This window comes from Marinobacter sp., from assembly GCF_041595835.1.
GTDB lineage: Bacteria > Pseudomonadota > Gammaproteobacteria > Pseudomonadales > Oleiphilaceae > Marinobacter.
The window spans coordinates 1-11685 of sequence record NZ_JBFHJO010000060.1 but is presented as its reverse complement, the minus strand read 5'-3'; the positions used below and the strand labels follow the sequence as shown (position 1 = coordinate 11685).

Sequence of the window (11685 nt, the reverse complement as noted above, 5' to 3'; positions counted from 1 at the left end):
TTTACCACCGCCCCTGCACAGTAGCCACAATCCTGCGTCCACCTGCGTTGTTCCGGTGTTCACAAAGGTAGATCCCCTGCCAAACACCCAATGCCAGCTTGCCATGGGTAATAGGGATGGTCAGTGATGGGCCAATGATCACGTTCTTGATATGAGACGTGGTGTCGTCTGGCCCTTCCAGCGTGTGTTCATAGTAGCTGGCATTTTCCGGCACCATGATATTGAAGTGGCGCTCCAGGTCACCGCGTACGTCCGGGTCAGCATTTTCATTGATGGCCAGAGAAGCAGACGTATGCTGTATGAACAGGTTCAGCAAACCCACTTCGCAGTTGGTCAACTCCGGTGCTTGAGCGAGAATGTCCTGGGTAACCAGGTTAAACCCCCGGGGGTAAGGTGCTAACTCAATAACGTTCTGGTGCCAGATCATATTTTCTCCACAAATTATTTCTGCAGGTCATCCCATGGATGAACCGGTACGGCCGGGTCTTCCGTCACTTCGCCCTCAAAGGAACTGCGGAAGTAGTCCATGGCTTTCTCTGCTTCGCCCAGTTCATCAAAGCGGGCGATGTGATAGATCGCCTCGCCTTCATTCACCAGCGGCAAGTTGTTCACACAAATGACAATACCTGAGCAGGGTGAGGTAATTGCCACCTCGGTTTCTCCGAAGGGGTCTGCCACCATGGCCAGCTTTTGTCCTTTACGAACTTTCTGCCCCAAACGAGCCACCGGGCGCATGATGCCGTCTATATCAGCTCTCACCCATTGCGAGTTGGCGGCAGTTTCCGAACGTTTTTTCGGTGCTTTCGGGCCTTTTTTGGCGGGTACCATTTCCAGTTCACGCATCACCCGGATAATGCCTTTTACGCCACTGGCAATCACCACATCGTCAAAACGCAGGGCTTCGCCACCTTCGAAGGTGATGACAGGAATGTCCAGTGAATCTGCGTAGGCTCGCAGGCTACCGTCCCGCAAACCGGCATTGATAATAATGGGTGCTCCAAAGGCTTCCGCCATGCGTGCGGTTTCCGGGTTTTTAAGTTCAGCCCGTATCTGTGGCAAGTTGAAGCGATGAATGGCCCCCGTGTGCAAATCGATAATATGGGTGACCTTTTCCATGATCAAAGTACGCAGCAGGTATGCGATACGGCCACCCAGGGAACCCGTCTCTGACCCCGGGAAGCAGCGGTTCAGATCTCGCCGGTCAGGCAGGTAACGGGTGCGCTGTACAAACCCAAAAATATTAACGATGGGTACCGCCACCAAAGTGCCACGCAGGTGCCTGAGAGCTGAGTTTTTCAGCACTCGCCGAATAATCTCCACACCGTTAATCTCATCACCATGGATAGCACCACAAACCATCAATACCGGGCCATCACGGCGGCCGTGCACAACCTCCACCGGGATGTGCAGAGGCGTATGGGTATACAACTTTGCTACCTGAACATTCACGGTTTCCCGGGTGCCGGCTTTTATCTCTACACCGGCAATTTCAAACGGGGCTCTTGCCATCGGCTTCAACCTTTACCCCGGGTTTTTGTTTTCTGCGGGCTGTAGTTTTTCTCGGTCCAGTTAATGATCATACCGGCAACGTTTTTTCCGGTGGCATTCTCTATACCTTCGAGGCCTGGGGATGAATTTACTTCCATCACCAGCGGCCCACGACTGGAGCGCAACAAATCAACACCTGCCACGTTCAGCCCCATCGCCCTGGCCGCAATAACTGCCGTACGCCTTTCTTCAGGCGTAATCCGAATCAAAGACGCAGTACCACCCCGGTGCAGGTTGGAGCGGAATTCGCCTTCTGCGCCTTGTCGCTTCATGGCGGCGATAACTTTATCGCCAATCACGAAACAGCGAATGTCTGCACCGCCAGCCTCTTTGATAAATTCCTGAACCAGAATATCTGCTTTCAGGCCCATAAAGGCTTCGATCACACTTTCTGCTGCTTTTCGGGTTTCCGCCAGCACCACACCGATCCCCTGGGTACCCTGTAGTAATTTGATGACTACGGGCGCTCCGCCCACCATTTTCAGAAGTTCGGGCACGTTATCCGGTTTGTTGGCGAAACCTGTTACCGGCATGCCTACACCTTTACGAGCTAACAGTTGCAGTGACCGCAATTTGTCCCGGGAGCGGGTAATGGCGACAGACTCGTTCACCGGAAATACCCCCATCATTTCGAACTGGCGCAAGACTGCCGTGCCATAAAAGGTAACCGAGGCACCGATCCGGGGGATCACAACGTCGAAGTTCTCCAGAACCTCTTCATGGTAGTGAATCTTCGGGCTAGCTGAGGTGATGTTCATGGAACAGTGAAGGCAGTCAATCACCTTCACTTCATGGCCACGGTTGATGCCTTCCTCTACTAAACGTCGTGTAGAGTAGAGGTGACGGTTTCGCGACAGTACCGCAATTTTCATGCTCAAGTCCTTGGTGCCGGCTCACCGGCAAGGTAAGAAGCTTCAGGGTAGACAAGAGCGCGGCCCGACATAGCGGTACGCCCCAGCAGCATCCGGAATCTCATTGAGTCCCGGTTGGTCAATGTCATTTCAATAGGCCAGCTTTGATCCCCCACAGTCAGGGTAGTTTCAATCACCAGCCGTAATTCTTTGTGACCGCCAGAATCAGATACGGTTCGTTCATCCAGCACTTTGGCATCACACTCAACCACCTTTTGCATATCGTTCTGTACAGGGTGTACCCAGAACTTCACCCGGCGTTCACCCTTTTCCGTGTATGGTTCTGTTCGAAACGTATGCAGGCATGAGGTTCGGGCGCCCGTGTCGACCTTGACCTTCATCCGGGCAATGCCTAAGTCGGGCAACCCCACCCACTCTCGCCACCCAAGCCGGACTTTGTGATCAGCCGGGATAGGATCCGTGGTTTTAATTTCTTCCATCGCGTTCGTTGGCATCCGGGAAATCCTTATCTTTTTGTTGTTCCGGAGCTAACAGCTGCACCCGGAATGGCTCGGAATGACTGCCGGCATAAATGCTGGCGTGGGGAAATGGTATTTCAATACCCTGTTTATCCAGCAGTTTTTTAACGGCGATCATCATGCTGCTGCGACCTTCAAAATACTTATCTTTGGGAACCCAAAAAGAAAACTGCAAATCTACAGAGGATGCACCAAAACCCGTCACCTGCACGAAGGATTTGGGCTCTTCCAGAGAAACCGCATTCTCTTTGGCCAGTTCCAGCAACATGTCGCTGACTCGTTCAACATCTTCGGCGTAGGCAATGCCAAGGATCAGATCAACCCGGCGAATGGGAAAGCGCGAACGGTTTACCACTCGGGTTTTTATCAGGGTTTCATTTGGAATACGGACATAAAGATTATCGGGTGTACGGAGCTTTACACTCAGCAGATCAATAGCCACCACTTCTCCGACGGTGGCATCCACATCAATAACATCACCAATCTCAAAGGGCTTCTCCATCACCAGAAATAAGCCACTGATGATGTTCGACGCCGATGTCTGGGAGGCAAAACCGATGGCTACCGTCAGAATACCAGCCGCCCCCAACACCACTTCCAGAGAGAAGCCGGCTTCGCGCAGCGCGGCCACTGCAAACAATAAGAACACCAGATAAAAGAACAACCGGCGAATCATAATCTGATGGTGCCGAGAGACTCTGGTCTCTACCAAACGGCTCATACTGCGGGATACCAAAGTACCGAGAACAATGCCCAGCACCAACAGAAATCCGGCAGAAAACCACTGTCCCCAGGCTATTCCGCTGGCTACCTGCCCTATCGTCGCTTGCATGGTGTCAAACAAAGAAACACTCCTGTCGTGGTGATCAGCCAAAGATATGATCAAAGGCACGGACTAACCTCCGGCCTCGGGCCAGTTTTTCCCGAGGCGGTGCGATAGCCTCACATAGACCGGCTTCAGCAATAACTGCATGGTCAATATGCAGGCTGGCTGAACTCATATCGGTTTCACACTTCACCGTTACACCCGAGGTCCAGAGTTGCCCTCGCTCGTTTCGATAAATCCCCAGAAACGGTGTAGGTAAGCTGAACCGCTCTAACAACAGCGGTTTTTCCCTTTCATTAATAATGGTCACCGGAGTCACCGCCCGCCATGGCCGTTTAGGAACCGCTTCCAGTGCCAGTCGGCCATAGGTTGAGGAGGCATAACACAGCTCCCCCTCCCGGGTATTTCTGCCCAGCCAGGTTAACGAGGGCGGTGCCAAAGGTATTTCTGTGAGTTCCGTAAGAGCCTGGCCTACACAGACCTTCATCCACAAGGTTGTTCCCACATAAAGAATACAGCGCGCTCCGGCTGGAATGGTCAAAGGCTGGAAGGGGCGAATAACCGTTGGCAACTTCGCCATGGCCGGATAGAAATGAACAACGCCATTGTCTTTCGAGCGCACAAAGCGCTGCACATTCACGTCGGCTGACGGTAAGGTATGGCCTATCGACTCATGCCAGCTTTCAGGATCCCCTCCCTTGGCGGTTGTTTGTTCCCGAACCTGCCACTCAAGGTCGAGCAATGTCACCCATAGCTGAGTATGGCCCAGCTGATGCTGTTGCGTCTGGCCGGAAACCAGTTGATAGGAGTGCGCCCAAACACCATCGCGGGGGCTTTCAGTGTGCTCTGACATGCTGGTGAAAACACTCCTTTCTCATCGCCGTATTTACTGCTTAACTATAATCCAATCCAGTGATACCAGCGAATATATAAGTTAATGATTTTCCGCCTGTAATTACCCCTACGCCACGGCCTGAGGAAAACCCGCTCATGACAGAACTGGTCTGGTTTCGAAATGACCTCCGCATTGCTGACAACGCGGCTCTGACGTCCGCCTGCAAAACCGGGCACCCCGTAACAGCCTGCTTTATCGTGACACCTCAGCAGTGGCAGGAGCACGACTGGTCGGCAGCGCGGGTTCAGTTCATGCTGGAACACGCCAATAGCCTCTCAAAAACGTTGGCGAAGCTGGGTATCACTTTAACCTTTCTCCACGCTGACACCTTCAGCTCTGGCATTAAAGCCCTGGAACAACACTGCCGACTACACCAGATCCGGCGTCTGTACTTCAATGAAGAGTATGGCATCAACGAACGAAAACGAGACAAGCTGGTTTGGGAGCGGCTGACAGAACTTGAAGTGCAGGTGAGCAAATACCGAGATCAGACCGTAGCCCCGGTCGGCCAGATTCTGACTCAGAAGAATGAGCCATATTCTGTGTTCACCCCATTTTCCAGGCGTTGGCGGGTCTGGCTGGATGAAAATCAGCCGACCCTTTACCCAGCTCCCGCAGCCGTGGGGCCGGAAGTCACCCCCGAGCTGACGGAAACATTACCCTCGCCATTTAAGGATGCTCCAGAACCTCTGTTCGCCATCGGTGAGCACGCAGCCCACGACCAGCTGGAAACGTTTCTGACTGAGAGAGCCTCTCACTATAAAGACCATCGGGACTTTCCCTCGCTCGATGGCACCAGCCAGCTCTCTCCCTACTTAGCGAACGGCGTGTTATCCGGCCGGCAATGCCTGATTGCGGCTCAGCAAACCGGCTATTCTGGCGAGGGCATTGCAACCTGGATCAACGAAATTGCCTGGCGGGATTTTTACATCAACATTCTTTATCACTACCCACGTTTAAGCATGCACCGTGCCTTTAAGCCAGAAACAGAAGCTCTGAAATGGAATGAGCCAGGCGAACACTTTGAAGCGTGGAAGGAAGGCCAGACAGGTATCCCGATTGTTGATGCGGCCATGCGCCAACTGAAAGCTACAGGCTGGATGCACAACCGTTTGCGTATGATTACTGCGATGTTTCTATCTAAGAACCTGTTCATTGATTGGCGTTTAGGAGAAGCCTGGTTCATGCAGAACCTGGTAGATGGCTTTCTGGCCTCTAACAATGGCGGCTGGCAGTGGAGCGCATCCACAGGTACAGATGCTGCGCCTTATTTCCGGGTATTTAATCCGGTCACTCAGAGCGAGCGGTTTGATCCGAAAGGTGAGTTTATCCGGCGCTGGGTACCGGAATTGGCAAAGCTGGATAACAAGCGGATTCATCATCCGTCTAAAGGTGGCGTTGTTCCTGAAGGTTATCCCCGGCCAATCGTGGACCTCAAAGAAAGCAGGAAGGAGGCGATTGCCCGGTTTCAGGCTTTGAAGGACTGAATTTCCGCTCCCGGCAGACAATACCGGTCAGCGCGGCCCCAGCCCTGCCCTACTTTTGTTGTCAGACCGAACACACGGGACAATCTGGGTCTTTTAATAGCTTCATTTCTCGCCATTGCATTTGCCAGGCATCCAGAATCAACAGGCGGCCGACAAGAGGGGTTCCCACACCAGAGATAACCTTTATCGCTTCCATAGCCTGAGCAGAACCGATCATGCCCACCAAGGGCGCGATCACACCGGCCTCAGAACAGGTCAGATCGTCGTTGCCTTGCTCGGGATATAAACAGTGATAGCAGGGGCTATCAGAGCGTCGCGGGTCGTAGACGGATAGCTGACCTTCACCACGAATCGCTGCGCCCGAAACCAAGGGTACACCGGAGGCTACGGAAGCCCGGTTAAGAGCAAAGCGGGTGCTGAAGTTGTCTGTACAGTCCAGCACCAGTGTCGCTTCTGACACCAGCGATTGCAGGTTGTCACCATCCATTCTGCAATTAACCGCGTGAACAGTAATGTCAGGATTAATGGCCCGCACCCGTTCAGCAAGACGTTCAGCTTTCGAATCGCCCAGCCATTTCTGTTCGAAGCCTATTTGACGTTGCAGGTTGGCCAGTTCAATCTGATCATCATCCACCAGTGTCAGTTGGCCGACTCCCGCCGCACCCAGATAGAGTGCGACCGGGCAGCCCAATCCGCCGGAACCGAGTATCAGCACCCGCGCATCTTTCAGCGTTTGCTGGCCGGCAATATCGAACTGGGGGATCAGTATCTGGCGGCTGTATCGGAGCAGTTCGTCATCACTGAACATGGAGTTGGTCTCGCAATTATTTGCCGGCAGGCGTTTGGGCAAAGGTCATTCGGTCGTTGCCGCCGTAATCTTTTCGGGTTTCTATGTTGAGCCATCCGGCCGAAGCAAACAAATCCCTCACGGCCTCGCCTTGGTCATATCCATGTTCCAGCAACATCCAACCGCCAGCATTCAACCTATTCAAACCCTGGATGACCAGCAGGCGTATGTCATCCAGCCCATCATCTCCGGCCACCAATGCAGATGAAGGCTCGAAACGAACGTCGCCTTCGCTGAGGTGGCGATCGCTGGCCGCAATATAAGGTGGGTTGGAGATGAGCAGATCGAAAGTGCCCTCAGGAATTTGATCAAACCAGTGGCTCTGCACCACCGTAATGGGAACCCCCAGCCTTTGGCTGTTTTCACGGGCCAACTCTACGGCCTCGGAAATACGGTCGCTGGCCATGATCTGCCAATCCGGCTTTTCACTCGCAAGGGCAAGAGCAATAGCGCCTGTACCGGTTCCCAGGTCAAGCACTGTTGCCGTTTCAGGCAACGCTATCGATAAGGCAACCTCCACCAGACATTCTGTGTCTGGGCGGGGAATCAAGGTAGAGGGAGACACCTTCAGGGGCAGTGACCAGAATTCCTGCCGGCCAAGCAGGTAAGCAATGGGCTTGCCGTTAACCCGCTCTGCCACCAAAGCAAAAAACTGTTGGGCTTGTTCCGCCGATACGCCTCGCTCTGGCCAGGCCCGGAAGCTGGTGCGACTCAGCCCGGTAACGTGGCTCAGCAATAACTCCGCATCCAGTTTAGGTGAATCGCCACCAATTCTGGCTACGGCTTTTTGAATAAGGGTTTCGCAGGTCAGCAAGGGCTTACTAGTCCTGGGAGAGTTCGGCCAGCAATTCGGCCTGATGTTCCTGTTGCAGCGGCACAACAACCGCATCCAGGTCGCCCCCCACCACCTCATCCAGCTTATACAGCGTCAGGTTAATGCGGTGATCGGTAACCCGGCCCTGTGGAAAATTGTAGGTGCGAATGCGCTCAGAGCGGTCGCCACTACCCACCAGACTTTTACGGGTTTCAGCCATACTTTGCTGTTGTTTTTCCTGCTCAACATTCTTCAACCGGGAAGCTAGCAAGCTCATGGCCTTAGCTCGGTTTTTGTGCTGAGAACGCTCTTCCTGACATTCCACCACAAGGCCTGAGGGCAAATGGGTGATCCGGATGGCCGAATCAGTTTTGTTAACGTGCTGACCACCGGCACCAGAGGCCCGAAAAGTATCAACCCGCAAATCGGCTTTGTTGATTTCAATGGCTTCGGTCTCATCTGCTTCCGGGATAACTGCCACCGTGCATGCAGAGGTATGAATACGGCCCTGGGATTCAGTTTCAGGCACTCGCTGAACCCGGTGCGCACCGGATTCAAACTTCAGAGCACCATAAACGCCATCACCGGAAAGCCGGGCAATCACCTCTTTGTAACCGCCATGCTCGCCTTCGTTTTCGCTCAGTATTTCAACCTGCCAGCGCCGTTTCTCAGCGTAGCGGGAATACATCCGGAACAGATCGCCCGCAAAAATGGCAGCTTCATCACCACCCGTGCCCGCACGCACCTCCAGAAATACGTTCTTGGTATCGTTAGGATCTTTGGGCAGCATCAGCCGTTGAAGCTCAGCATCCAACTCTTCACTTCTGGCTTGCGCACCGGCCAGCTCTTCCTCAGCCATGGCCCGCATATCGGCATCACCATCCTTCGCCAGCTCTTTTGCTTCATCAATATCTTCAAGAGATTGCTGCCAGGCCTGAAAACATTTCACCACTGGCTCAATTTCTGAGTACTCTTTGGATAAATCCCGGAACTTGTCCTGATTAGCAATAACGGAGGCGTCACTTAACAGCGCGCCCACCTCTTCGAACCGCTCTACCAACTGTTCGAGGCGGGATTCAATCGATGGCTTCATAGTTTTTCCGTGGTGGCAGGCTCGTCAGCATCCAAAGCATCCAGCTGATAAAGCTCCCGGAGACAATCGGTAACTTCCGTACGCCCCTCAGCCATGGCTTTACGCACCTGAACGGAAGGTTGGTGCAGAAGTTTGTTGGTAAGGCCGCGGGCAAGGCTACGGAGAGCCGTTTCCGGGTCGGCACCATTACGCAATGCCCTGAGGGCTTTCTCTGTTTCAGCATCGCGCAGAAGCTCCGCGCGCGTCCGGAACACTTTAAGCGTGGAAACGGCATCCAGGGCCCGTAACTGGTCAAGAAAATCCTGAACACCACTGGCAATCAGGTTTTCAGCTTCCCTGGCAGCGCCCTCCCGGGAACGGATATTTTCTTCAATAACCTGACGCAGGTCATCAACGGTATAAAGGTATACGTCCGCCAGCGAACTGACTTCCGGCTCAATATCCCGGGGAACCGCAATATCAACCATAAAATACGGACGATGTTTACGCTTTTTCAGTGCGCGCTCAACGGCCCCCTTGCCTAAAATAGGTAGCGGGCTGGCGGTTGAAGAAATAACAATGTCTACGTCGGCCAGGTGGTCCGGAATTTCCGACAGCAAGATGCCTTTACCACCGTGAGTTTCGGCCAGCGCTTGTGCCCGTTCCAACGTGCGGTTTGCCACCAGAAACTGCCGCACTCCGGCATCAGCCAGATGACGAGATACCAGTTCGATGGTTTTACCCGCACCAATCAGCAGCGCCTTGTTACGGGACATGTCAGCAAAGATGTGATGCGCCATGCTGACAGACGCATAGGCAACAGAAACCGGGTTTTCACCGATAGCCGTTTGAGTCCGAACGCGTTTGGCTACGGAAAAAGTGTGCTCGAACAGCCGCGAAAGGAACGACCCTGTTGCGTTGTGCTCACGAGACAGGGCATAAGCATCTTTTAGCTGCCCGAGAATCTGCGGTTCACCCAACACCATTGAATCGAGGCCGGCCGCCACACGCATCATATGGCGCACCGCATCGGAATCCCGATGCACATAAATCACGTTTTCGAGGTCGGCTACGTCCAGCTCATGGAACCCCGCCAGCCAACGCAGAACCGCCGGCGCACAGTCGTCATCGCCAGCCAGGTATAGCTCGGTTCGGTTGCACGTGGACAGGATGGCCGCTTCACTGGTCCCCGTCGCCACCCGCAGTTCGGAAAAGGCCTCTGCCATCCGCTCAGGCGTGAACGCTACCCGCTCGCGGATCTCCACGGGCGCAGTACGGTGATTTATTCCCAGTGTCAGCAATGCCATTGTGAGGTCAAAACACCTTAGTCCAGTGAAAGATAACCAGCTCTCATTCTACCGACCCATTCCCGAGCCTGCCACCTGAAAACACTCTGTCTTCGGCAACTGCGGACATGTTGGGCAAGGTTGGGCAAGTTCAAGCGCTTATGCCATTATAGACGATCGGCTTAAGCCACATACCGATCTGCCTCAATTTCCGGGCAAAGAACGGTTCTACTGAAACACAGCCTAGAGCTCACAGGAAGTTGCATGCAAAAAAACGCACCATACCTGGCCACCTGTCTGCTGGGACTTACCATCGCCGCTTTGTCCGGCTGTTCCAGCCTTTCAGGGCCATCAGCCCAACCTGTCGCGGAAACTCAGCCGTCGGATACCCCGGAAGCAAAGCGAACAGAAATCGAATACGCAGACTTCCAGCCCGAAGTACTTTACCAGCTGCTTTCCGCTGAAATTGCCGCACAACGGGGCCGGTATGATGTCACCCTGGTTAATTACCTACAGGCTGCAAAAACCTCAAAAGATGATGGCGTTATTGAGCGGGCCATGCGCATTGCCCAAACCCTCAACGCAGATAACGCCCAGCAGCAACTGGCCGAACTGTGGCTGACGAAATCACCGGAAAACGTTCAGGCCCACAGAGTGGCCGCGATTCAGGCGGTAAAACGGCAAGATCTGGAAACCACGCTTTTCCACATGGAAAAAATAATGGACCAGGGAGAAGACGCTGACTTTGACAGCCTGGCCGCCATTGCGTCGAGACTCCCGTCCGCCCAGCAACAAGAACTGCTGTCACTGTATCTGCGTCTTGCTGAACGCCACCCGAACACACCCGATCTGGAATACAGCATCGCCTTGCTGATGAAAATTACCGGAGCGCCGGATGATGCCCTGGCCAGATTGGAAGACCTTCTTATAAAAGAACCGAACTTCCAGCCAGCCATCATCCTCAAGGGCGACCTTCTTTACCAGACGAACCAGAAGAAGAACGCCCTGAACTATCTGACGAAAAACACACGGCACTTTCCCGATAACCGGCAAATGGGCACCCTGTATGGCCGCATGCTCGTCAACGAGAAAAAACTACAAGCGGCACAGGATGAGTTCGAGCGACTGGTAAAACGCTACCCCGACACCCCGGGGCTCAGGCTGTCCTATGCTCTGGTCGCCCTGGAAAATCAAAATCCCGATTTAGCTCGCAACGAGCTCACACGACTGCTCGAACAAGGGCATCACACCAACGAAGCAAGCTATTATCTGGGCCGGATTGAAGAAGATGCCGAAAACACCATACAGGCAATTGGCTACTATCAAAGCGTGGAAAGCGGTAACTACTTCTTCCCGGCCCTGGCCCGTGCCAGTGAACTGCAGGCTCAGGCAGGAGAACTGGACGAGGCCGTAACCTACCTTCAGTCACTGAGAGCAAACAATCCGGACCAAGCAGAGAAACTCTGGCTGCTTGAAGTCAACTTACTGATTGATCAGGATAAAAAACCACAAGCACTGAT

General features: G+C 53.6%; 12 protein-coding genes. 2 read left to right on the top strand and 10 right to left on the bottom strand.

Going from position 1 to position 11685, the window contains the following annotated elements; genetic code table 11:
- Position 1: 1 nt before the first annotated feature.
- Genes ABYA77_RS13565 through ABYA77_RS13540 form a run of 6 tightly spaced genes read right to left on the bottom strand, consistent with a single transcriptional unit; the run spans position 2 to position 4617 of the window.
- Complete coding sequence (locus ABYA77_RS13565; RefSeq protein WP_372966509.1) at positions 2 to 427, bottom strand: secondary thiamine-phosphate synthase enzyme YjbQ; 426 nt, start codon at positions 425 to 427, stop codon at positions 2 to 4.
- 14 nt (positions 428 to 441) lie between these two features.
- Positions 442 to 1509 (bottom strand): succinylglutamate desuccinylase/aspartoacylase family protein, encoded by a 1068-nt coding sequence (locus ABYA77_RS13560; protein ID WP_372966508.1) that lies wholly within the window; start codon positions 1507 to 1509, stop codon positions 442 to 444.
- A 5-nt stretch (positions 1510 to 1514) separates the two neighbouring features.
- Complete coding sequence (gene rimK / locus ABYA77_RS13555) at positions 1515 to 2420, bottom strand: 30S ribosomal protein S6--L-glutamate ligase (RefSeq protein ID WP_372966507.1); 906 nt, start codon at positions 2418 to 2420, stop codon at positions 1515 to 1517.
- A 2-nt stretch (positions 2421 to 2422) separates the two neighbouring features.
- The gene (locus ABYA77_RS13550; protein ID WP_372966506.1) at positions 2423 to 2914 is read right to left on the bottom strand and encodes an ATP-dependent zinc protease; all 492 of its coding nucleotides are present in this window, start codon (positions 2912 to 2914) and stop codon (positions 2423 to 2425) included.
- Positions 2886 to 3770, bottom strand: a complete 885-nt coding sequence (locus ABYA77_RS13545) for a mechanosensitive ion channel family protein (RefSeq protein WP_372966510.1) — start codon at positions 3768 to 3770, stop codon at positions 2886 to 2888. The genes ABYA77_RS13550 and ABYA77_RS13545 overlap by 29 nt, the downstream gene beginning before the upstream one ends.
- 34 nt (positions 3771 to 3804) lie before the next feature.
- Positions 3805 to 4617, bottom strand: a complete 813-nt coding sequence (locus ABYA77_RS13540; protein ID WP_372966505.1) for a hypothetical protein — start codon at positions 4615 to 4617, stop codon at positions 3805 to 3807.
- Between the two features lie 137 nt (positions 4618 to 4754).
- On the opposite strand from ABYA77_RS13540, the gene phrB reads away from it, so the two are divergent.
- On the top strand, positions 4755 to 6146 hold the full coding sequence (gene phrB / locus ABYA77_RS13535; RefSeq protein WP_372966504.1) for a deoxyribodipyrimidine photo-lyase: 1392 nt from the start codon (positions 4755 to 4757) through the stop codon (positions 6144 to 6146).
- A 61-nt stretch (positions 6147 to 6207) separates the two neighbouring features.
- Here the strand turns inward: phrB and ABYA77_RS13530 are convergent, their stop codons facing one another.
- From ABYA77_RS13530 to hemA, 4 genes are read right to left on the bottom strand one after another with little or no spacing between them, the layout of a single operon-like run.
- Entirely contained in the window at positions 6208 to 6954 is a 747-nt protein-coding gene (locus tag ABYA77_RS13530) for a ThiF family adenylyltransferase (RefSeq protein ID WP_372966503.1), read from the bottom strand.
- Between the two features lie 16 nt (positions 6955 to 6970).
- Positions 6971 to 7807, bottom strand: coding sequence for a peptide chain release factor N(5)-glutamine methyltransferase (gene prmC, locus ABYA77_RS13525; protein ID WP_372966502.1), 837 nt, complete (start codon positions 7805 to 7807; stop codon positions 6971 to 6973).
- A 7-nt stretch (positions 7808 to 7814) separates the two neighbouring features.
- Positions 7815 to 8900: a peptide chain release factor 1 gene (gene prfA, locus ABYA77_RS13520; protein WP_372966501.1), complete on the bottom strand. Its 1086-nt coding sequence runs from the start codon at positions 8898 to 8900 to the stop codon at positions 7815 to 7817.
- Positions 8897 to 10186 carry a glutamyl-tRNA reductase gene (hemA, locus tag ABYA77_RS13515; RefSeq protein WP_372966500.1) on the bottom strand — a complete coding sequence of 430 codons (1290 nt, stop codon included), beginning with the start codon at positions 10184 to 10186 and terminating at the stop codon, positions 8897 to 8899. Before hemA ends, prfA begins: the two co-directional genes overlap by 4 nt.
- A gap of 243 nt (positions 10187 to 10429) precedes the next feature.
- Between hemA and ABYA77_RS13510 the strand changes: the two genes are divergently transcribed.
- A partial coding sequence (locus ABYA77_RS13510; protein ID WP_372966499.1) for a tetratricopeptide repeat protein occupies positions 10430 to 11685 on the top strand: 1256 nt, incomplete at its 3' end.